General features: G+C 65.4%; 14 protein-coding genes. 6 read left to right on the forward strand and 8 right to left on the reverse strand.

Going from position 1 to position 21,540, the window contains the following annotated elements:
• Positions 1-111 precede the first annotated feature (111 nt).
• Together JQ632_RS20285 and JQ632_RS20290 are read right to left on the reverse strand one after the other, a co-directional pair.
• A complete protein-coding gene (locus JQ632_RS20285) occupies positions 112-1,662 on the reverse strand; it encodes an AMP-binding protein (RefSeq protein ID WP_212404344.1) in 1,551 nt (516 codons plus the stop codon).
• Positions 1,663-1,680: 18 nt separating this feature from the next.
• The gene (locus JQ632_RS20290; protein ID WP_212404345.1) at positions 1,681-2,835 is read right to left on the reverse strand and encodes an iron-containing alcohol dehydrogenase; all 1,155 of its coding nucleotides are present in this window, start codon (positions 2,833-2,835) and stop codon (positions 1,681-1,683) included.
• 453 nt (positions 2,836-3,288) lie between these two features.
• Between JQ632_RS20290 and JQ632_RS20295 the strand changes: the two genes are divergently transcribed.
• From JQ632_RS20295 to JQ632_RS20315, 5 genes are all read left to right on the forward strand, one after another.
• Positions 3,289-4,488, forward strand: a complete 1,200-nt coding sequence (locus JQ632_RS20295; protein ID WP_212404346.1) for an efflux RND transporter periplasmic adaptor subunit — start codon at positions 3,289-3,291, stop codon at positions 4,486-4,488.
• Positions 4,485-7,640 carry an efflux RND transporter permease subunit gene (locus tag JQ632_RS20300; RefSeq protein ID WP_212404347.1) on the forward strand — a complete coding sequence of 1,052 codons (3,156 nt, stop codon included), beginning with the start codon at positions 4,485-4,487 and terminating at the stop codon, positions 7,638-7,640. Before JQ632_RS20295 ends, JQ632_RS20300 begins: the two co-directional genes overlap by 4 nt.
• A 278-nt stretch (positions 7,641-7,918) precedes the next feature.
• Positions 7,919-9,121: an ABC transporter substrate-binding protein gene (locus JQ632_RS20305; RefSeq protein ID WP_212404348.1), complete on the forward strand. Its 1,203-nt coding sequence runs from the start codon at positions 7,919-7,921 to the stop codon at positions 9,119-9,121.
• Positions 9,122-9,217: 96 nt separating this feature from the next.
• The gene (locus tag JQ632_RS20310) at positions 9,218-9,913 is read left to right on the forward strand and encodes a hypothetical protein (protein WP_212404349.1); all 696 of its coding nucleotides are present in this window, start codon (positions 9,218-9,220) and stop codon (positions 9,911-9,913) included.
• 259 nt (positions 9,914-10,172) lie between these two features.
• Positions 10,173-12,125 (forward strand): DEAD/DEAH box helicase, encoded by a 1,953-nt coding sequence (locus JQ632_RS20315; RefSeq protein WP_212404350.1) that lies wholly within the window; start codon positions 10,173-10,175, stop codon positions 12,123-12,125.
• Between the two features lie 9 nt (positions 12,126-12,134).
• On the opposite strand, the gene JQ632_RS20320 is transcribed toward JQ632_RS20315, so the two are convergent.
• The 4 genes from JQ632_RS20320 to JQ632_RS20335 all read right to left on the reverse strand — a co-directional run bounded on the left by JQ632_RS20320 (position 12,135) and on the right by JQ632_RS20335 (position 16,798).
• Complete coding sequence (locus JQ632_RS20320) at positions 12,135-12,524, reverse strand: MAPEG family protein (RefSeq protein WP_212404351.1); 390 nt, start codon at positions 12,522-12,524, stop codon at positions 12,135-12,137.
• Positions 12,525-12,613: 89 nt separating this feature from the next.
• Entirely contained in the window at positions 12,614-13,696 is a 1,083-nt protein-coding gene (locus tag JQ632_RS20325) for a lipocalin-like domain-containing protein (protein WP_212404352.1), read from the reverse strand.
• Positions 13,686-16,148: an ABC transporter permease gene (locus JQ632_RS20330; RefSeq protein WP_212404353.1), complete on the reverse strand. Its 2,463-nt coding sequence runs from the start codon at positions 16,146-16,148 to the stop codon at positions 13,686-13,688. Before JQ632_RS20330 ends, JQ632_RS20325 begins: the two co-directional genes overlap by 11 nt.
• Complete coding sequence (locus tag JQ632_RS20335) at positions 16,145-16,798, reverse strand: ABC transporter ATP-binding protein (RefSeq protein WP_212404354.1); 654 nt, start codon at positions 16,796-16,798, stop codon at positions 16,145-16,147. The genes JQ632_RS20330 and JQ632_RS20335 overlap by 4 nt, the downstream gene beginning before the upstream one ends.
• Before the next feature lie 262 nt (positions 16,799-17,060).
• Here JQ632_RS20335 and JQ632_RS20340 point away from each other — a divergent pair, with 262 nt between their 5' ends.
• Positions 17,061-18,380, forward strand: a complete 1,320-nt coding sequence (locus JQ632_RS20340; protein WP_212404355.1) for an MFS transporter — start codon at positions 17,061-17,063, stop codon at positions 18,378-18,380.
• 103 nt (positions 18,381-18,483) lie between these two features.
• Here the strand turns inward: JQ632_RS20340 and JQ632_RS20345 are convergent, their stop codons facing one another.
• Entirely contained in the window at positions 18,484-20,199 is a 1,716-nt protein-coding gene (locus tag JQ632_RS20345; RefSeq protein WP_212404356.1) for an amidohydrolase family protein, read from the reverse strand.
• Positions 20,200-20,248: 49 nt separating this feature from the next.
• Positions 20,249-21,454: an MFS transporter gene (locus tag JQ632_RS20350; protein WP_212404357.1), complete on the reverse strand. Its 1,206-nt coding sequence runs from the start codon at positions 21,452-21,454 to the stop codon at positions 20,249-20,251.
• Between the last annotated feature and the right edge of the window lie 86 nt (positions 21,455-21,540).

Below are 21,540 nucleotides of genomic sequence, written 5' to 3' on the forward strand. Positions count from 1 at the left end.
GTTCTCTCATAATGTGAGAGGGGCGGTTTTGCTTGCCGCGGCTGTACGCCAAACGCTCGGCTCGTCGTCCCGGCCGTCGCCGGGGACGACACCGAGTGTGTGGCGAAGCCCTCACACGATCCGCGACGTCTTGTTCCCCCAATAGCGATCGCGTAGCAGCCGCTTGTACAGTTTGCCGGTCGGCAGCCGCGGCAATTCCTTCTCGAAATCGACCGAGCGCGGCACCTTCTGGCGCGACAGCGACTGGCCGCAGAACGCGATCAGCTCTTCGGCGAGCGCCTCGCCCGGCACCACGCCCGGCATCGGCTGCACCACCGCCTTCACCTCTTCACCCAGATCGGCATTGGGCACGCCGAACACGGCCGCGTCGGCGACCTTGGGATGCGTGATCAAGAGGTTTTCGCATTCCTGCGGATAGATGTTCACGCCGCCCGAAATGATCATGAAGGTGGCGCGGTCGGTGAGGTAGAGGAAGCGATCCTCGTCGACATAGCCGACGTCGCCGACCGTGCTCATGCTGCCGTCGGCCGAGCGCACCTCCTTGGTCTTTTCGGGGTCGTTGAAATATTCGAACGGCGATGCCGTCTTGAACCAAACGGTGCCAGGCGTGCCGACAGGGCAAGTCTTCATGTTCTCGTCGAGGATGTGCAGGTCGCCGAGCAGCACCTTGCCGACGGTACCGCGATGGGCGAGCCACTCCTCGCTGTTGCAGGCGGTGAAGCCGAGCGCTTCGGTCGCGCCGTAATATTCATGGATGATCGGGCCCCACCATTTGATCATGTCCTCCTTCACCAGGGCCGGGCAGGGCGCTGCGGCGTGGATCGCGATCTCCAGCGACGAGAGGTCGTAACGTTTGCGCACCTCCTCCGGCAGCTTCAGCATTCGCGAGAACATCGTCGGCACGAGCTGGGTGTGGGTGATGCCCCATGTCTCGACGAGCTGGAGATAACGCTCGGGGTCGAAGCTCTCCATGATGATCGCGGTGCCGCCCGCGCGGATCGTGAGATTGACCGCGGCCTGGGGTGCCGCGTGATAGAGCGGCGCCGGCGACAGATAGATCATGCCCTCGCGATACTGCCAAAGCTTGCTCAGGAAATCGAACACCGGCAGATTGTGTTTTGGCGGCTCCTCCGGCAGCGGGCGCAAGATGCCCTTGGGCCGGCCGGTCGTGCCCGATGAATAGAGCATCGCGGTGCCGAGCCATTCATCCGCGATCGGCGTCTTCGGCATGTCGGCGGCAACCTCGGCCAGGCCGACGATGCGGTCGCTTTCGCCGGGGCCATCGGCAACGATGCAGAGCCTGACGTCGGGGCAGGCCTGGATCGCCTCGCGCGCGATATCGAGTTTGGCGACCGACGTGATCAGGATTTTTGACTGGCTGTTGACCAGGAGATAGGCGAGCTCGCCCGCCGTGAGGAAGGAGTTGATGCAGGTATAGTAGAGCCCGCTGCGCTCGCCCGCGTCGCAGGCTTCGAGATAGCGCGAATTGTTCTCCATGAAGATCGAGAAATGATCGAGCCGCTTCAAGCCGTGCTTGCGGAACAGATGCGCGAGCCGGTTGCTGCGCGCCTCCAACTCGCGATAGGTCACGGCCTCGCCCGTGCCGGCCATGATGAAGGCGGGTTGCAGCGGGCGTAGACGGGCGTGCGTTCCGGTGTACATCAGTCCTCCAGATCGGGATCAGGCGGCGAGAAGCAGGATTTCGCGCACCTGGGCCGGACCGTCGATCTTGCGCGGGTTGCGCGGCACCCAGGGCGTGCGCATCGCCTGTACGGCGATGGCGTCGAAATGCTCCGGTGCAACGCGGACGTCGGCGAGGCTGCGCGGCATGCCGAGCCCGCGGATGAAGGCGTCGAGCACGTCGGCGGCGTCCATGCTTGGATAGCCCATCGCGGCCGCGACGATCGCCTGGCGGTCGGCATTGTCGCGCGCGTTCCAGCGCATCACTGCCGGCAGCATCACGCAGGAGGTGTAGCCGTGCGGCACGTCGAAGGCGGATCCCAGCACGTAGCCGATGCCGTGGCTTGCGCCCATCGGCACACCGGCCGAAAGTGCGCCCATCGACAGCCATGTGCCGATCTGCGCGTCCATCCGCGCGTCGAGATCGGCAGGGTTCGCCTTCACCCGCGGCAGTGCGTCGGCGAGCATGGCAAGGCCCTTGACCGATTGCGCATCGGCAAAGGGATGCGTCTCGCGCGAGCAGATCGCCTCCACGCAATGATCCACCGCGCGGATGCCGGTCGAGAGGAACAGCCACTCCGGCGTATGCACGGTGATGGCGGGATCGAGGATCGTCACGCGCGGCACCACCAGTGGATGCCGCAGCATCTCCTTGACGTTGGTCTTGCGGTTGGTGACGCCGGCGATGGAGCTGAACTCGCCGCCGGCAATCGTCGTGGGCACGCTGATCTGCCGCACGATGGGCGCGGCCATCTCGGGCGCGACGCCCTTGCGGACACGGATTTTCTCGATGCCCTCGATCGTGTCGATGCCGTTGGCGAGACAAAGCTGTACCGCCTTGGCGCCGTCGGTGATCGAGCCGCCGCCGACGGTGACGATCAGGTCGGCGCGCGCATGGCGCGCCGCATTGGCCGCCGCGATCACGGCTTCGCGCGGCGTATGCGCCGGCATGGCGTCGAACAGTCCCACGCAACGGGAGCCCAGCGCTTGCTTGATCTTCTGGATTTCATCGGTCTCGCGGTTCAGCGTGCCGGAGACGATCAGGAAGGCGCGGCTCGCCCTCAGCCGGTCCATCTGCTCGACGATGGCGCTTGCGGCAGGAAAGCCGAACACGACCTCGTCGATCGCGCCGTAAACGACACGTCCTTGGTACACGCTGTCCTCCCGGGACATCCGTCTTGTTTTTCTTGGGATAATCTAGCCGAGCCCACCCCATCAGTCATGCGCGAACACGCTACTTCCTTCTCTCCCTCTCGCTCTTGCCTTCTTTCCCTCTCCCCGCTCTTCGCGGGGAGAGGGTAGGGTGAGGGGCTTTCGCCATGGAGATGGTGGGAGTTGCCCTTGCTGAAGCTCCCCCTCACCCGGAATTCAAGCTGCTCTTGCATTCCGGCCTCTCCCCGCAGGCGGGGAGAGGGGAAGGACGGTTGCGTGATCGCCGTGCGCGCGGCCGGCTATCTCCCTGTCAACCCATCCACGCGGCTAGGCATCCCGGCGGGGATTGCGCGGGTCGCCGTCTTGAAGAGTTCATTTTTGAAACCCATCTTGTGCCGCCTGCGGGTAAGCAGCTACCCTGTCTGCTGCCGCAGCCACCAAGGAAGGGGGCAAGAGATGAGCGAGCCGACCCAGGGGCAGCATCCAGCGCGACCGCGATCCGCATCGCCTCCCTTCCCGAGCGTTCTGGCTCTGACCATCGCCGTCCTCCTCGCCGGCTGCGACCGGCCGGCCCAGCAGGCCGCAAGCCCGCCCCCGCCAGCGGTGACCGTCGCCCAGCCGACCAAGCGCACCGTGACTGATTGGGACGAGTTCACCGGCCGCTTCGAGGCGGTCGAGGAGGTGCAGGTGCGTCCCCGGGTTGGCGGCTATGTCAACTCGGTCGAATTCCAGGACGGGACCATCGTCCGCGCCGGTGACCTGCTCTATGTCATCGATCCGCGCCCGTTCGAGGCCGCGGCCTTGCAGGCCGATGGCCAGCTCTCCGATGCGCGCGCCAAGGTCGAGCTTGCCAAGCGCGAGCTCGATCGCGGTCTGAACCTGGTCCAGACCAACGCCGTTTCCGAGCAGGTCGTCGACCAGCGCCGCCAGGCCTTGCAGGCGGCGCACGCCGCAGAGATGCAGGCCGAGGGCGCGCTGAAGGCGGCCAAGCTGAACATCGAGTTCACCCATGTCCAGGCGCCGATCACCGGGCGCGTCAGCCGTCACCTCGTCACGGCAGGCAATCTCGTGCAGGGCAGCGACAGCGGCGCCTCGACGCTCCTGACCTCGATCGTCTCGCTCGACCCGATCTACATTTATTTCGACATGGACGAGGCGACCTATCAGAGGAATTCGCGGCTCTGGTTCGAGGGCCGGCGGCCGAGCTCGCGCGACACGCCGAACCCGGTGCAGGTGACGCTGACCGGCGAGACCAAGCCGTCGCATGACGGCCACATCAACTTCCTCGACAACCGCCTCGACGTCTCGACCGGCACGCTGCGCAGCCGCGCGGTGATCCCGAACAAGGATCTCTCGATCCTGCCCGGACAGTTCGGCCGCGTGCGGCTGATCGGCAGCTCGCCCTATGAGGCGCTGCTGATTCCGGACACCGCGGTTGCGACCGACCAGTCCCGCAAGATCGTCTTCGTGGTCAAGCCTGACGACACTGTCGAGGCGAAACCCGTGATGCTCGGGCCGCTCGACGAGGGCCTGCGCGTGATCCGCGAAGGATTGAAGGCCGACGATCGCGTCATCGTCGACGGCATCCAGCGCGCCCGCGTTGGCGCCAAGGTCACCCCGCATACGGCCGCGGCGCCGGCGGGTGGCAAGTCATGAATCTGGGCCGCCTTTCCATCAACCAGCCCATCCTGGCGATGGTGCTGTCGATCGTGCTCCTGATCGTGGGCGCGATCGCCTACACCACGCTGCCGGTTTCCGAATATCCGCAGGTGGTGCCGCCGACCGTGGTCGTCACCACGCAATATCCCGGCGCCTCCGCGCAGACCGTGTCTGATACGGTCGCAGCTCCCATCGAGCAGGAGATCAACGGCGTCGAGGACATGCTGTATCTCTACAGCCAGGCCACCTCGAACGGACAGTTGACGATTACGGTCACTTTCAAGCTCGGCACCGATCTCGACAAGGCCCAGGTGCTGGTGCAGAACCGCGTCGCGATCGCGCAGCCGCGTTTGCCCGAGGAAGTCCAGCGCAACGGCGTCACCACGCGCAAGAACTCGCCCGACATTTTGATGGTCGTGTTCATGCTGTCGCCCGACGACACCTTCGACCAGCTCTACATCTCCAACTATGCGCTGCTCCAGGTCCGCGACCAGCTCTTGCGCCTCGACGGCGTCGGCGACATCCAGATTTTTGGTGCCCGCGACTATTCGATGCGGCTGTGGCTCGACCCCGACCGCATCGCCAATCTTGGCCTGACCTCGGCTGAGGTGCTGGCGGCGATCCGGTCGCAGAATGTGCAGATCGCGGGCGGTCAGATCGCTGAGCCGCCGATCGCGGACCGCGCCTTTCAGCCCAACCTCACCTTCACCGGCCGGCTCAAGGACCAGAAGCAGTTCGAGGAGATTTTGATCAAGGCGGGCGCCGACGGCCGCACGGTGCGCCTGCGCGACGTCGCCCGCATCGAACTCGGCGCGCTGGCCTACAGCACCAACAGCTTCCTGCTGCGGAAGTCGGCCGTCGCCATGCTGATCACCCAGCGGCCGGGCTCGAACGCGCTCGCGACCGCCAAGAACATCTCGGATACGATGACGCGGCTGAAGGCGAGCTTTCCGAAAGGCCTCGACTACAACATCGGCTACAACCCGACCGAGTTCATCGCGCAATCCGTCCACGAGCTGATCAAGACCATCTATGAGGCCATGGTTCTCGTGGTCATCGTGGTGCTGGTGTTCCTGCAAGGCTGGCGTCCCGCGATCATCCCGATCATCGCGATCCCGGTGTCGCTGGTCGGCACCTTTGCGGTGATGGCGGCGCTCGGCTTCTCCATCAACAATCTCACGCTGTTCGGCCTCGTGCTGGCCGTCGGCATCGTGGTCGACGACGCCATCGTGGTGGTCGAGAATGTCGAGCGGCATCTCGAGCACGGCATGAGCCGGCGCGACGCGGCGCTGAAGACCATGGAGGAGGTCGGCGGCGCGCTGGTCTCGATCGCGCTGGTGCTATGCGCGGTGTTCGTGCCGACCGCGTTCCTCGGCGGCATTTCCGGCCAGTTTTTCCAGCAATTCGCGGTCACCATCGCGGTCGCGACCGCGATCTCCTGCTTCTGCTCGCTGACGCTGTCGCCCGCGCTGGCCTCGCAGATTCTGGTGCCGCACGAGGAGAAGCGGCCGCCGGCGCGCTGGAACATCGTCGCGCGTGGCTGGGACGCTTTCACCGGCGTCTTCAACCGCATCTTCGACCGCCTGGCGCATGGCTATGCCGGCGTCGCCAATTTCGTGATCCGGCATTCCGTGGTGATGCTCTTGTTTTACGTCGTGCTGATCGGCAGCGCCGGCTGGCTGATCGTGACCACGCCACAGGGCTTCATCCCGGCGCAGGATCGCGGCTACGTCATCGTCTCCGTGCAATTGCCCGGCGCGGCGTCGCTGGCGCGCACCACCGAGGTCGTTCGCGAGATCGAGCGGATCGCGCTGGATACGCCCGGCATCGTCCGCGTCGCCGCCTTCGCGGGTTTCTCCGGCGCAACGCGCACGCAGGCGGGCAATGCTGCGGCACTGTTTCCAGTGTTCGACGAGCCGGAAGTGCGCCTGAAGAAGGGCCTCTCGGCAACGGCCATCACCGGCGAGCTGCGCAAACGCCTGTCCGCGATCCAGGGCGCCTTTATCATCGTCATCCCGCCACCGGCCGTGCCCGGCATCGGTACCGGCGGCGGCTTCACCATTCGCGTGCAGGACCGGCAGGGCCGCGGCGCGCAAATGCTGGCGGCGGCGACGGACGAGCTCGTCGGCGCAGCGCGAAAATCGCCGAGCCTCACCTCGGTGTTCTCGCCCTTCACGGCCAATACGCCGCAAGTGTTCGTCGACATCGACCGCACCAAGGCGCAAAAGCTCGGCGTGCCCATCGCCAACATCAACGAGACCATCCAGACCTATTTCGGCTCGACCTACGTCAACGACTTCAACCTGTTCGGCCGCACCTATCACGTCACCGCACAGGCCGATCAGCCGTTCCGAAAAGAAACCAGCGATCTGTCGCGGCTGCGCACGCGCAATGCCGCGGGCGACATGGTAATGCTCGGCAGCGTGGTCGATTTCCGCGACGTCTCCGGCCCCGACCGCGTTGCGCGCTACAACCTCTATCCAGCGTCCGAGCTGCAGGGCGAGCCGACGCCGGGCACGAGCTCGACCACCGCGCTCAACGCCATCAAGAAGCTTGCCGACGATACGTTGCCGAGCGGCTTCACCTTCGAATGGACCGACCTGTCCTATCAGCAGGTCACCGGCGGCAATGCCGGCCTGTTCGTATTTCCCATCTGCGTGCTCTTCGTCTATCTCGTGCTCGCCGCGCAATACGGCAGCTGGACCTTGCCCTTCGCGGTGATCCTGATCGTGCCGATGTGCCTGCTCGCCGCCACCATCGGCGTGCGGCTGATGGGCCAGGACGTCAACATCCTGACCCAGATCGGCTTCGTCGTGCTGGTGGGCCTTGCGGCAAAGAACGCGATCCTGATCGTCGAGTTCGCCCGCGGCATCGAGCTCGAAGGCAGGCCGCGGCTGGAGGCCGTGATCGAGGCCTGCCGGTTGCGGCTGCGGCCAATCCTGATGACATCCTTCGCCTTCATCCTCGGCGTGCTGCCGCTGGTGATCTCGACCGGCTCAGGATCGGAGATGCGGCAGGCCGTTGGAGTAGCCGTGTTCTTCGGCATGATCGGCGTCACGCTGTTCGGATTGGTCTTCACCCCGATCTTCTACGTCGTCGTCCGCAACCTCGCGGAGGGACGGCGGGACAAGTCAGAAGCTGCGGCTTGATAGGTGGCAGTTGGTGCCATCAGCGCATCCACAATCACGCTGTCGTCCCGGCGAAGGCCGGGACCGAAAAACCCGACCGGTTATTGTTGAAGCAAGCTGGAGCCACCAGCGTGCCACAAGAGGATCCTGTGGCTATGGGTCCCGGCCTGCGCCGGGACGACAGCGGCGTTCTTGGCCACCCTCCATACTTTTGGCCTACGCGAAATGGATGGGCATGGCTGGGGTTCTTCACTAGTATCCGCGCGATTTCAAAACAGAACACTGCTGGGAGATAAAATATGAAATCAGCACTACTGGCGGCCGTTGGCGTGAGCGCGCTGCTGTTGGCGGCGCCCGCATACGCGCAAGGTACCAATCAAGGCGTCAAGATCGGCATCCTCAACGACCAGTCGGGCGTCTATGCCGATTACGGCGGCAAATGGTCGGTCGAGGCCGCCAGGATGGCCATCGAGGATTTTGGCGGCGAGGTGCTGGGCCAGAAGATCGAGCTCGTCACCGCAGACCACCAGAACAAGCCGGATCTCGCGGTCTCGATCGCGCGGCGCTGGTATGACGTCGAGAACGTCGACATGATCACGGAGCTGACGACGTCCTCCGTGGCGCTCGCGATCCATGAGCTCTCCAAGGAAAAGAAGAAGATCGACATCGTCGTGGGTGCGGCGACCTCGCGCCTCACGGGGGACGCCTGCCAGCCTTACGGTTTCCACTGGGCCTATGACACCCATGCGCTCGGCGTCGGCACCGGCGGCGCGCTGACCAAGGCCGGCGGCAATACCTGGTTCTTCCTCACCGCGGACTACGCCTTCGGCTACGCGCTGGAAAAGGACACCAGCGACATCGTCACCGCCAATGGCGGCAAGGTGGTCGGCTCGGTGCGCGTCCCACTCAACTCGTCCGACTTCTCCTCCTTCCTGCTCCAGGCGCAGAGCTCGAAGGCGAAGATCGTCGGCCTTGCCAATGCCGGCCTCGACACCACCAATTCGATCAAGCAGGCGGCCGAGTTCGGCATCGTGTCCGGCGGCCAGAAGCTCGCCGGCCTCCTGATGACGCTCGCTGAAGTCAACGGCCTCGGCCTCCAGGCCGCGCAGGGCCTCGTGCTCACCGAAGGCTATTACTGGGACCTCAACGACAAGACGCGCAACCTCGGCGAACGCTTCCTCAAGCGCACCGGCAGAATGCCGAGCATGATCCACGCCGGCACCTATTCGTCGACGCTGAGCTATCTGAAGGCGGTGAAGGCCGCCGGCACCAAGGATCCGGACGCCGTCGCCAAGAAGCTGAAGGAGCTGCCGGTCGACGACGATTTCGCGAAGGGCAAGGTGCTCGAGAACGGCCGCATGGTTCACGACATGTATCTGTTCGAGGTCAAGAAGCCCTCGGAGTCGAAGAAGCCCTGGGACTATTACAAGCTGCTCGCGACCGTGCCCGGCGACCAGGCGTTCTTCTCCGCCAAGGACAGCGGCTGCCCCGCGACGAAGTAGGCCTGCCTCTTTCCATCGGTGGGAGGAGATGATTTCGTGATCGTCCCGGCGCCTCGCCGGGACGATTCTCTTTGAGCCCTGATTCCGTTGAAGGCCATGTCCGCACCGATACCAGCGCTCGATGATTGCAGGTTCTATCACACCATGGGGCTTCCCGGCGTCGGCCTCGTGCGGGGTGAGTGGGATCTGCGCGGGCGCTTCGAGGAATATATCGGCGGCGTCAACTTGAAGGGCCGCAGCGTGCTCGACGTCGGCACGGCCAGCGGTTTTCTGAGTTTTGAAGCCGAGCGCTGCGGTGCGCGTTCAGTCACGAGTTTTGAAGCCGGCGGGATGAACCTGCTTCAACGCACGCCCGGCTTCGTCGAGCCCGAGGGGCGGCTTCAGCGACAGATCAACAGCTACCGCCTCGCGCATCATCTGCTGAAGTCGCGGGCCGTTCCGGTCTATGGCGACGTCTACCGGCTCTCCGATTGCGCGCCCGCAAGTGAGGTCGTTCTGGCCGGGCAGATCCTCGTGCATGTGCGCGATCCCTTCGGCGCGCTCCAGTCGATTGCCGAACGCTGCACGCATACGCTTGTGATCGTGGAGGGCATGTTCGAGCATCCCGATCCGATTGCCGTCTTTCTTGGCGGCTCCACCCCGAACTCCTGGCTGCACTTCTCCACCACGCTCTATCGCCAGTTCCTGCCCAGGCTCGGCTTCGAGGTGGCATCCATCGCGTCAGGCAGTTATCGTTGCGACAGCCGAGACAAGGATGAGGTGGTCTGGACCCTCGTTGCACACCGGCAATGACGCGTGGTGTGTGCCCCGGCCGTCAGGTCTGGAGCAGGCCTGCTGTTTTGACCGGCCATGGCCCAATTTGAAGCGAAAATGGCACCAAAATGCTGAATTTTGGGGCCGCGCCGCCTGGCGGGGCATGGTGCTTTGGCCTCTCTTGGCGTAAAGCGTGCACCAAATCGCCACGCGTACGGCTGTGCCGCCTGCCGGGCAGGCAGCTTCAGGCCATTTGGCCCGATGTTCTGCGCCTGAACCAACCAAGGTTTCCCACCTCGTGTCATTTCCGACCACAAGTCCGCCGCTCGCCCGAGCCTTGGCCGAGCGCAACTATGATCGTCCGACCCCTGTTCAGCTTGCTGTGCTCACTGACGAAGCCGCAGGTCGCGACCTTCTGGTCTCGGCTCAAACCGGCTCGGGCAAGACCGTCGCTTACGGCCTGGCTATCGCAAAAGATCTCCTCGGCGACGCCGAGCGGTTCGAACAGGCGGCCGCACCGCTGGCCCTGATCGTCGCGCCGACCCGCGAACTCGCGCTGCAAGTCCAACGTGAACTTGCATGGCTCTATGGACATGCCGGTGGTCGCGTTGTCTCTTGTGTCGGCGGCATGGATCCGCGCCGCGAGCAGCGCGAGCTGGCGGCGGGCGCGCACATCGTGGTCGGCACGCCGGGCCGGTTATGCGATCATCTGCGGCGCGGTCGTCTCGACATCTCGGAATTGAAGGCGGTCGTCCTCGACGAAGCCGACGAGATGCTCAATCTCGGTTTTCGCGAGGACATGGAGTTCATCCTCGAGACCACGCCGGAGACGCGCCGCACCCTGCTGTTCTCGGCAACGTTTCCGCGCGGCATCGTTGCGCTGGCAAAACAATATCAGCGCGACGCGTTTCGCATCGAGGTTGCGGGCGACGAAGGCGGTCACGCCGATATCGAGTACCGCGCTATCAGGGTCGCCCCTGGCGATGTCGAGCACGCCGTCGTCAACGTGTTGCGCTTTTTCGAGTCGCCGAGCGCACTGGTGTTCTGCAACACGCGGGATGCCGTCAGGCATTTCCAGTCCGCGCTCCTGGAGCGCGGATTTTCCGTCGTCGCGCTGTCAGGCGAATTGACCCAGAACGAGCGCACCCTGGCGCTGCAGTCCTTGCGGGACGGACGCTCCCGCGTCTGCGTGGCAACCGATGTGGCTGCGCGCGGCATCGACCTGCCGAGCCTCGACCTCGTCATTCATGCGGATCTGCCAAATGATCCAGAGGTCTTGCAGCATCGTTCGGGCCGCACCGGCCGTGCGGGCCGCAAGGGTGTCAGCGTCCTGCTGGTGCCATCAGCGCGACGACGGCGCGCGGAGTTGCTGCTGAACCTGTCCGGCACCGATGCCATCTGGGGCACGGCGCCCCAGGCGGATGACATCCGCAAGCTCGACCATGAGCGCATGTTGAAGGATGCGCTATTCTCGGAGGAGACGACCTCCGACGATCTGGTTCTGGCGCAGGCTTTGCTCGCAGAGCGGTCGCCTGAGGAAATCGCCGCAGCGCTCGCGCGGCTCTATCGCGCGAGACTGCCGTCGCCCGAAGACATCCTCGATCCCGGCGAGGATCGTGGCCGGCCGCGTGACGGTCGCGGCCGGGACGACGCTCGATCGTCGCGTGGCGATGATCGTCCGGCGCCGCGATCGAAGACAGGAAAGTCATCGCCGCGTCACGGCATGGCGGAGCCCAGCGTATGGTTCCGCGCCGCGATCGGTAAACGGAAGAATGCGGAAGCGCGCTGGCTGTTACCGATGATCTGCCGTCGTGGCGGCATCGACAAGCGCGACATCGGCGCCATCAGGATCATGGACACCACCACCGAGTTCGAGATTGCCGAGCGGGTGGCAGAGTCTTTCGCCGTCAAGGTCCGGCGTCCCGACAAGGAAGACAGCATCCGCATCGAGCCGCTGGCGAATACACCGCAAGCGCCGGCGCCTTCAGAGAGGCGGTCGCATGCGCCCCGGCGCGAGGCCGCCGACAACGATACCGGTGCGCGTCGGGATGACGATTTCCGCGGCGCAGCCGGACCCAAGCATCGGGGCAAGCCTCATGGCGACGACGGACAGAAAGTTGGTGGCGAGCCGAACTTCACGAAGAAGAAACACAAGAAAAAGTTCGGCCACGCCGAGCAACCGCGTGGGGTAAGCGAGTGGCCCGCGAAGGGCGGGCCCGGGAAGAAGTCGAAGAAGAAGCGCCGCGGCTGATCCGCTGCCTCAGTGCATTAGTCGCCACGCGACCGCACCCAACGCGCCGGCCCACAGTGCCAGGCTGGCGATACCTTGAATGCCAAAGCCAAGGCTGCGCTTGGCGGCCTCCTTGGAATAGCCGGTGAAGTAGACGATGCGGCCGACGATCCAGACTGCGCCGATCGCTGCCGCGATCGCGTCGCTGATGTAGATTGCGAACAGCCACAGCGCCGGCAAAAAGATCGGCATCCATTCCAGCGTGTTCATCTGGATGCGGAAGGCGCGGTCAAAATCCGGATCCCCCGCCATCGCCGGCGCCTTGACGCCGGTCTTGTCCCGCACCCGCGCGACATTGATGCTGGTGAAGAAGTAGAACGCAATGGCCAGCAGCGTGACGAGGGCGGTGAGGTGATACATTGCAAAGTCCCTTGGATTAGCGTTTTCGAGCGAAGTGGATACCGGTTCGCGTCAAGAAAACGCGTCAAAACAAGAATCCAGGTGGCCGTTCAATAGCCGGTCAGCTCGAGATAGCCAACGCCATTATGCGTGCCGGCAAAGCTGATCGGCCCTTCCCAGTAGGAGAATCCGGTCCCCATCCAGGCCTTTGGATTGAGCGGCTTGCAGGCAATTGAGAAAGACTGCGAGGGAATCGCGATCTGCCATTCGACCGGCAGCTTGCGCCCGGCGACGTCCGCCGTCGTCTTCGGTGTCATCTGGATGTCGCTGCCTGTGATCTGCTTTGTGCTGCCGTCGGCCGCGATCCAGTTGCCGAAGGGATAATCCTTGCCATCCTTCTGCCGCAGCCGGTACAGCATCAGCTTGTCGCCGGAGGAAAGATGCAGCGACAGCCAGTCCCAGCCAGTCTGATCCGATGCGAGCGGCTGGCTGCTCCATTCGCGGTCCATCCAGGCTTGTCCTGACACGTCGATCGTCTTGTCGTCGATGGTGAGCGCTCCCTGGGCGCGGAAGAACGGCTGGCTGTAGTAATACGAGGCCTGGCCGCGCTCGGATTTGCGGCTGTAGCCGGCATCGCCTTGCAGCACCACCGCGCGATCGGCTTGAAGCGTCAGCGCGTAGCTGAAATCGGCGCCGGAGGCCTTCAGCTCCAGCGGCGCCAGTGTGCGATCGGAGGTCGCGTCCGTTCCCTTCATCTCCCAGGCATCGATCCAGGCCGCAAACGGCTTTGCCGTGACACCGGCCTGTCCGACGCCGCCGCGCGCAAACAGCTCGCTGAAGCGATGGGTATCGGTGCGGGTCACTGCCGCGTGCGCCATCCAGATCTGCTGATTGGCCCAGCCCTCGCGTTGCGGGCCGCCCGCTGCCGCCTGACGAAACAACGTCCATTGCAGACCGCACGGTGCGCCCTTGGCATCGACGAGGTTCGCCGTCAGGTACCACCATTCGATGCGAAAATCCGGGTGCGGGCCGTGATCGGCGGGGAAGGCGAAGGTCTTTTCCGGCACGACCGGCGCAAAGCCGTCAGCGGTCTCGCCAAGCCCCGCATATCCCTGCGCGAATGCCTGGCGCGGCAAGGTGAGGGCGGCGATGCCGCCCGTAAAGGCGCGACGCGATATCCGGTCACCGCTCATTGGCAAACACCTTCACGAGATTGGCTGGCTGCATCCGCGCCAGCCGCAGCACAGGCAGCAGTGCTGCGAGCAGCGATGCAAGAAGCGCGACAGCCACAAGCTCCACCAGTTGCAGCGGAAACACGTGGAACGGCAACCGCCAGCCAAAGGCCTTCACATTCACGATCGCGATCAGGCACCACGCCACCAGCAGGCCGAGCGGCAGCGCCAGCAGCGCGGTGAACAGCGCGACCGACAGCGTCTTGGTCAGCTCGATTGCGGCGAGCCTCGGCCGCGTGATGCCGATCGCCCAGAGCGGGGCAAGCTGCGGCAGGCGCGAATTGGCGAGCGTCAGCAGGCTGGTCAGGAGTGCAATGCCGGCAACGCCGAGCGTGAAGGCGTTGAGCGCCGAGGTCACCGCAAAGGTGCGGTTGAAGATGCGGATCGATTCCGCCTTCACCGTCGCCTGGTCGGCGACGCTGCGGTCGTCCAGCACAAACTGCTTCTGCAGCGCTGAGATCAGTCCCGGAATTTTGTCGCGCGGGACGATGAGCCCCATCCGCGTCTGCGGTACTTGCGGAAAGTGCCGCACCAGCGCCGCGACGTTGACGGTGAGCTGCCCCTTGGGGTTGCCGTAATCGGCATAGATGCCGGCGATATCGACCTCCCAGGTGCCGCCCGGCGCCGGAATCGTGATGACGTCGCCGACGCGCACGTTCAGCCGCCGGCTCAGCTGCTCGCTGATGAAGGCGGCGTTGCCCGGCACGAGCCGTCTCCAGGCCTGCGGCGCCGTTTCCAGCAGCGGCCAGCGCTCGCGATAGAGCGCGTGGTCGGGCAGGCCGAGCAGCTCCACCGGCTGTCCTGCGACTTGCGTCTCGGCGCGCCCGCCGGACAGGATCGCCTCGACTTCGCTCCGTTCGCGCAGCCAGTTCCGGATCGCCACCGCCTTCGCGTTGTCGGATGCGCTGACATAGACATCGGCGGCGAGCCGCCCGTTCAGCCAGCCGAGGAAGGTGCGGCTAAAGCTTTCGACCATGGTGGAGACGCCGACATTGACCGCGAGCGCGAGCAGCAGCGCCATCAGCGCCAGCGACAGGCCGGAGAGCTGCTGCCGGCTGTCGGCCCAGAACCACAGCGCGAGCGGAGAGCGCGCGCCGCGTTGGCCGGTGCGCAGGATGATCTCGAGGAACGCCGGCAGGATCAGCGCCGCGCCCAGCATCAGCGCGGCCAGCACGCCAAAACCCGCGATCAGCGAATCGCCATAGCGCAGCAGCAGCGCCGCCACGACGAACACGGCAAGCGCCGCCGACCCCTGCAGGATCAGCCAGCGGTACTGCGCCTGTTGCCACGCCTGCGGCTGCGCGGTCGCAAGCAACGGCAGCCGGATCGCCTTGGCGAGGCTCGTCGCGGCGGCGATCAGCGCGCCAAGGATGCTGATGCCGATGCCGGCGAGCCACCATTCTCGTTGCAGCACCAGTTGTCCGGGAATCTGCGCGCCATAGAGCCCGCGCAACGACGCGGCGACATCGGGCAGCAGTGCGGCTGCGATGACATAGCCGCAGATGAGCCCGACGAGGCCTGCGACGAGCGCCAGTGCCACCAGCTCGAACACCAGCACGGTGTTCAACAGGCGCGCCGAAGCGCCGCAGGCACGTAACGTGCGCAGCATTGGCAGCCGCTGCTCGAAGGCAAGCCCAACAGCCGAGTTGACGATGAAGAGGCCGACGAAGAACGACAGCAGGCCAAAGGCGGTGAGGTTGAGGTGAAAGCTGTCGGTGAGTCGCTCGAGCTCGGTCTCCGCGTCCGGCTCGACCAGCTGCAGGCGATCGCCGACAACGTTGGCGAGCGGCGCCGGCTTGCCCTTGGCTTTACCGATCAGGAGCCGCGAGACCTGGTCCGGCTTGCCCAGCAGGCTTTGCGCGATGCCGATATCCACCACCAGCACGTCGGGCACGAGCTGCGGCTGCACGCGTAGCGGCGGCAGTCTTGCGCCATTGCTGATCTCGAGCGCGGCGCCCTCGATCGCCTGCAGATCGCCGAGCGTCTCGCGCGCGACCAGCGTCTGGCCGGGCGAACCAACGAAGGCGGCAAGATCGGCGCTCCCGAGGCTCGGCGCATTGCCGACATCGGCCGGCAGCGTCACCGGTTCGATGCCGAGCAGCCGGATCGAGCGCCCGTTGATCTGGACGCGTCCCTCCAGCATCGGCGAGACCGGCCAGCCGGCGCGCCGCAGCTTGACGAACAGCTCCTGCGGAAACGTCGCGCTGTCCTGCGCGACCAGCATCGCGGTGCGCGTGCCACCGAAGGTTGCCGCGGCGCGGTCATAGGCGTTGCGCGCCTGCTGGTTGATCGCCTGCACGCCGCTCCACAGCGCGGTCGCCGAGATCAGGCCGATCAGCAGCGTCGCGAGCTGCATCGGATGTCGACGCCAATGGCTGAGCAGCACGGCCAAAATCCACAGCGCGCGCCTCACGACACGCGTCCCGCATGCAGGGTGACGTGGCGGTCGAGCGTGGCGGCGAGATGCAGGCTGTGCGTCACCATCAGGAAACCACAGCCGGTGCGCGCCACGAGGTCGCGCGCCAGCGCGAGCACGTTGTCGGCGGTTTCCTCGTCGAGATTACCGGTCGGCTCGTCCGCGAGCAGCAATGTCGGCTTGATCGCCAGCGCGCGCCCGATCGCGACGCGCTGCTGCTGGCCGCCGGACAGCTGCTCGGGATAGCGCTTCAGCAGTTTTCCAAGTCCAAGCCGCTCGACCAGCTCTCCATGCCATGCCGCATCATGCCGGCCGGCGATCCGCGCCTGGAAGGCGAGGTTGTCGTCGACCGACAGGCTCGGAATCAGATTGTACTGCTGGAAGACAAGCCCGAGCCGGTCGCGCCGCAGCGCCGCGCGGCCCGCGTCCGACAAGCCGGTGATCTCGGTGCCTTCGAGCGCGATGGTGCCGCCATCGGCGGCGTCCAGTCCCGCGATCAGGTGCAGCAGCGTACTCTTGCCGCTGCCGGATTCGCCGGTCAGCGCGACGCGCTCGCCGGCCTTGACGTCGAGGTCGACGCCGCGCAGCACATGGACCGGCTCGCCAGCCGAGGTGAAGGTCTTTGAGAGGTTCTTGATATCGAGCACGGACGGTCCATTGATCTCTTCACCCCTCCCATAGGGTGAGGTCGGCGCGAAGCGCCGGGTGAGGGGTTACGCTCTCTCGTGGGACCTAACCCCCTCACCCGATTTGCTGCGCAAATCGACCTCTCCCCGACGGGGTGAGGTGAAGATGCTGCGTAGCACACTTGCTGCGGAAATGCCGGGGTTGCGTTGCCGCCAAGCCCGTTGCTAGCATCCGCCCCGGCCAAATCAAAAAGTGCCAAAAAAGCCAAGACGGGGGAGAGATATGAGCGCGCAAGCAACGCCTGGGACGTCAGGCAAGGAGACGCCGAAAGGCGCCTGGACCATCACCTTTCTCCTGTTCCTGTTCATGTTGGTGAACTTTGCGGACAAGGTCATCGTCGGGTTGGCCGGCGTGTCGATCATGGCCGATATGAAGCTCGAGCCGGAGCAATTCGGCCTGCTCGGCTCCTCCTTTTTCTTCCTGTTCTCCATCTCGGCCATCGTGGTCGGCTTCATCGTCAACAAGGTGCCGACGCGTTGGGTGCTCCTGGTGCTGGCGCTGATCTGGGCGCTGGCGCAGTTTCCGATGGTCGGCACCGTCAGCTTCACCACGCTCCTGATCTGCCGCATCATCCTGGGCGCCGGCGAGGGGCCGGCGTTCTCGGTCGCGGCCCATGCCATCTACAAATGGTTCCCCGACGAGAAGCGCACGCTGCCGACCGCGATCCTGTCGCAAGGCTCGGCCTTCGGCGTCATCATCGCCGTGCCGGCGCTGAACTGGATCATCGTCAACTATTCCTGGCACTACGCCTTCGGCGCGCTCGGCGTCGTCGGCCTGATCTGGGTCGCGGCCTGGCTCGCGCTCGGCAAGGAAGGGCCGCTCGAGAGCACGCACGCTTCGCTCGCCGCTGAAGTGAAAATTCCCTATCTCCAGCTCCTGACCTCGCGCACCTTCATCGGCTGCTGCGCAGCGACGTTTGGCGCCTATTGGGCGCTGTCGTTGGGACTGACCTGGTTTACGCCGTTCATCATCAAGGGGCTCGGTTTCTCGCAGAAGGACGCCGGCTGGATCTCGGTCCTGCCCTGGGTGTTCGGCGCCACCATCGTCATCCTCGCCGGGTGGTTCTCGCAGGTGATGATGGCGCGCGGCTCCACCACACGCGTCGCCCGCGGCGTGCTCGGCTCGGTGCCGCTGGTGATCGGCGGCCTCATCCTCGCCATGATGCCCTATGCCCACAGCGCCGGCCTGCAGATCGCGTTCCTCGTCGTCGGCTCCGGCCTCTGCGGCGCGATCTATGTGGTGTGCCCGCCGATGCTCGGTGAGTTCACGCCGGTGTCGCAGCGCGGCGCCGTGATTGCGATCTACGGCGCGATCTACACGCTCGCCGGCATGATCGCGCCTTCCGTGATGGGCAGCGTGATCCAGCGCGCCGGCTCCACGCTCGACGGCTACCTGACCGGCTTCACCATCAACGCCGCGGTCATGGCGGCGTCAGGCCTGCTCGGGTTGCTGCTGCTGTGGCCGAACACGGAAAAGGCCCGGCTCGCCCGCAGCGCTTCGGCGCAGGCAGATGCGCTGAAGAGTGCAGTGTCGCCGACGTAGTCGTTTGGTTAGGTAAGACGCGCCAGCACGACCACTGTCGTTCCGGCCTTCGCCGGGACGCCAGCGAGATTGTTGAGACGCCTTCGCGCCCAACAACCGGCCGCTACTGCATCCCCTGCGCCCCACGGATCAGCCGGCCCGGCCGCTGTCCCGTGGCTTCGCCATGCCGCCGCGTCACGACGCCCGACACGATCGTCGCATCATAGCCGTCGACGTCCTGCAACAGCCGCCGTCCGCCGACCGGCAGGTCGTAATGAACCTTTGGCGGATGCAGATGCAGCCGGTCATAGTCGATCACGTTGACGTCGGCCTTGTAGCCCGGCGCAAGCAGGCCGCGGTCACTGAGCCCGACCGACAGCGCGGTCTTGCGCGATTGCGCGGCGACCACGAACGGGATCGACAGCTTCTCGCCGCGCGTGCGGTCGCGGGTCCAGTGCGTGAGCAGATAGGTCGGAAAACTCGCATCGCAGATGATACCGCAATGAGCGCCGCCGTCGGACAGGCCGGGTACGGATTGCGGATCGGTGAGCATCTCGCGCGTCGCATCGAGATTGCCGTCGGCATAGTTGAGGAACGGCACGTAGAGCATGCCGCGGCCCTCGTCTGACAGCATCGCGTCATAGGCAAGCTCTTCCGGTTGCCTTCCCTGCTTGCGCGCTTGCGGGCCCAGCGCGTTTTCCGGCGGCTGCTCGTAATCGGGGGGATCGCCGAGCAAGAACATCTTGTCGTAATTCGGCTTGAAGAACAGCGGATCGTCGGTCGCGGTGGCCATCTCCCTCATGATCGCCGCACGCACCTCCGGCCGGCGCAGGCGCGCAAGCCGCTCCTTCAGCGGCAAATGCGCGATCGCCTTGTAGCTCGGATGCGTCTGGAACGGGTTGCGCGACAGCTCGAGTCCGAGCAAGAGGCCCACCGGGCGTGCCGCGATCTGCGCTGTGATGGAGAGGCCGCGCCTGGCGGCGGCGTTGATCTCATCCAGCGTCTGGCGCCAGCGCTGTGGCGCGCGATCGTTCTGCGTGATCGAGAACGAGATCGGGCATTTCGTGGTGTCCGCGACCCGCAGCATCATCGGCAGGTCCTCGTGAATGGTCGAGAGGTCGAGCACGAATTGCAGCACGCTGCGGCCCTGGCCGTGCATCGCGCCGGCGATCGCGGTCAGCTCGTCCTCGCCCGCTTTCAGCGTCGGCGTGAAATCGCCGGTCGAGGTGCGGTGGTTGAGCGTGCGCGAGGTCGAGAAGCCGAGCGCGCCCGAGCGCACCGCTTCCCCGGCGAGCCGTGCCATCGCCGCATTGTCCTCGGCGGTAGAGGGATCGCGGCGCGCGCCGCGCTCGCCCATCACATAGACGCGCAGTGCTGCATGCGGCAGTTGCGCGCCGACGTCGATGTCGAAGTCGCGTTTCGACAGCCAATCCATGTAGTCCGGAAAACTCTCCCAGGCCCAGGGAATGCCGGCGCTCAACACAGGCTCGGGAATGTCCTCGACGCCTTCCATGAGCTGGATCAGCCGGGTGTGGTCGCTGGGCTTGCAGGGCGCAAAGCCGACGCCGCAATTGCCCATGATCGCGGTCGTGACGCCGTTCTGCGAGGACGGCGTGATGTCCTGGCTCCAGGTGACCTGGCCGTCATAATGGGTGTGGACGTCGACGAAGCCCGGCGTCACCAGCCTGCCGCGCGCGTCGATCTCCTCGCGCCCCCTTGCGGCGACCTTGCCGACCTCGCTGATCCTGCCGCCGGTGACAGCGACATCGGCCTCATACAGCTCGCCGCCGCCTCCATCCGCAACCGTGCCGCCGCGGATCACCAGATCAGGGCTATTCATGGCGCTTCTTCCCGTTGTTGTTGCGTCGGGACGACAGTTGAGTGTGTGGCTACGCCGCCCGCTCCCGCCGCTCCGTGAGCAGCGACAGGAACACTGTCGCGACCATGAACACCACCGACGCCCCAAACACCCAGTGCGGCGCGTTCTGGTCCATGATCCAGCCGAACAGCAGCGGGCTGACGATGCCGCCGAGGTTGAAGCCGGTGGAGACGATGCCGAAGGCGCGCCCCGCAGCGCCCGCGGGTGCAGCGTTGCGTACCAGCATGTCGCGTGAAGGCGCGATCACGCCGGAGAGGAAGCCCGCCAGCGTCATCGCAGCGGTGAGCAGCCAGCCTGGCAGCGTGACCATCGCGATCAGCAGCACGATCGCCGCGTTCGCGGCAAAGCAGGCGGCGGCAAGCTGGCCATGGCGCTCGGTGCGATCGGCGAGAAAGCCGCCCGCGAGCACACCGGCAGCGCTTGCGGCCAAAAACGCGGTCAGCGCGATGTTGGCCGCGGAGTAGGTGGCGCCATAGCCGCCCATCAGTGCCACCACGCCAAAATTGCTGATGCCGGCGACCGACAGGCTCAGCAGCATGAACAGCGCCGTCAGCATCATCAGCGCGGGCGTGATCACGGCCTGTTTTGGCGCGGCCTCAGCGCCGGGCTTCTCCTTGTGCGCGCCGGCATCGGGAATGTTCATCGCGATCAGCAGCAGTGCCACCAGCACGCCGATCGCGCCCGATGCGATCAACGCGCCCGTACCGCCGCCGATGGCAACGAAGGCCGCAACGATCGCAGGCGCCACCGCGCCGCCGAGATAACCGGCAAAGGTGTGGATCGAGAACGCGCGGCCCATCCGCGCTTCGTCCATATGCTCGGCCAGGATCGCGTAGTCGGCCGGGTGATAGACGCTGTTGGCAAGGCCAAGCAGCACGGCGCAGGCGATCAGCGAGGTGTAGCTCAGATGCAGGCCGAGCAGGACGAGCGCCAGCCCGCCCATCACGAGGCCGCCCAGCAAGATTCTTCGCGCGCCAAAATGGTCGACGAGATAGCCGGTCGGCGCCTGCGTCAGGCCCGACACCACGGCAAACACGGTGAGCGCAAAACCAAGCTCGATATAGCCGACGCCGAGTTGTGCTTTCAGGAACGGGAACAACATCGGCAGGACCAGCAGATGAAAATGGCTGACCCAATGCGCGATCGAAATCCCGGTCAGCGTGCGTAGCGCGCTGTCCGCCTTGCCTTGCTGCGGTGCGGCGAGAACATCGACCATCAGTTCCGTTTCACTCCCGAATGGACGGGCAAACTATCGGGGGAAGCGGTTATTTGTCCATGAATGCGGGCGCATGGCAGGTAGTG

The organism is Bradyrhizobium liaoningense (assembly GCF_018130955.1).
GTDB classification, from domain to species: domain Bacteria; phylum Pseudomonadota; class Alphaproteobacteria; order Rhizobiales; family Xanthobacteraceae; genus Bradyrhizobium; species Bradyrhizobium liaoningense_C.

Excerpts from the sequence above, each read along its gene's own strand:
- JQ632_RS20285 (WP_212404344.1), bottom strand. The coding sequence starts at position 1,662 with ATGTACACCGGAACGCACGCCCGTCTACGCCCGCTGCAACCCGCCTTC.
- JQ632_RS20295 (WP_212404346.1), top strand. The coding sequence starts at position 3,289 with ATGAGCGAGCCGACCCAGGGGCAGCATCCAGCGCGACCGCGATCCGCA.
- JQ632_RS20300 (WP_212404347.1), top strand. The coding sequence starts at position 4,485 with ATGAATCTGGGCCGCCTTTCCATCAACCAGCCCATCCTGGCGATGGTG.
- JQ632_RS20305 (WP_212404348.1), top strand. The coding sequence starts at position 7,919 with ATGAAATCAGCACTACTGGCGGCCGTTGGCGTGAGCGCGCTGCTGTTG.
- JQ632_RS20310 (WP_212404349.1), top strand. The coding sequence starts at position 9,218 with ATGTCCGCACCGATACCAGCGCTCGATGATTGCAGGTTCTATCACACC.
- JQ632_RS20320 (WP_212404351.1), bottom strand. The coding sequence starts at position 12,524 with ATGTATCACCTCACCGCCCTCGTCACGCTGCTGGCCATTGCGTTCTAC.
- JQ632_RS20325 (WP_212404352.1), bottom strand. The coding sequence starts at position 13,696 with ATGAGCGGTGACCGGATATCGCGTCGCGCCTTTACGGGCGGCATCGCC.
- JQ632_RS20340 (WP_212404355.1), top strand. The coding sequence starts at position 17,061 with ATGAGCGCGCAAGCAACGCCTGGGACGTCAGGCAAGGAGACGCCGAAA.
- JQ632_RS20345 (WP_212404356.1), bottom strand. The coding sequence starts at position 20,199 with ATGAATAGCCCTGATCTGGTGATCCGCGGCGGCACGGTTGCGGATGGA.
- JQ632_RS20350 (WP_212404357.1), bottom strand. The coding sequence starts at position 21,454 with ATGGTCGATGTTCTCGCCGCACCGCAGCAAGGCAAGGCGGACAGCGCG.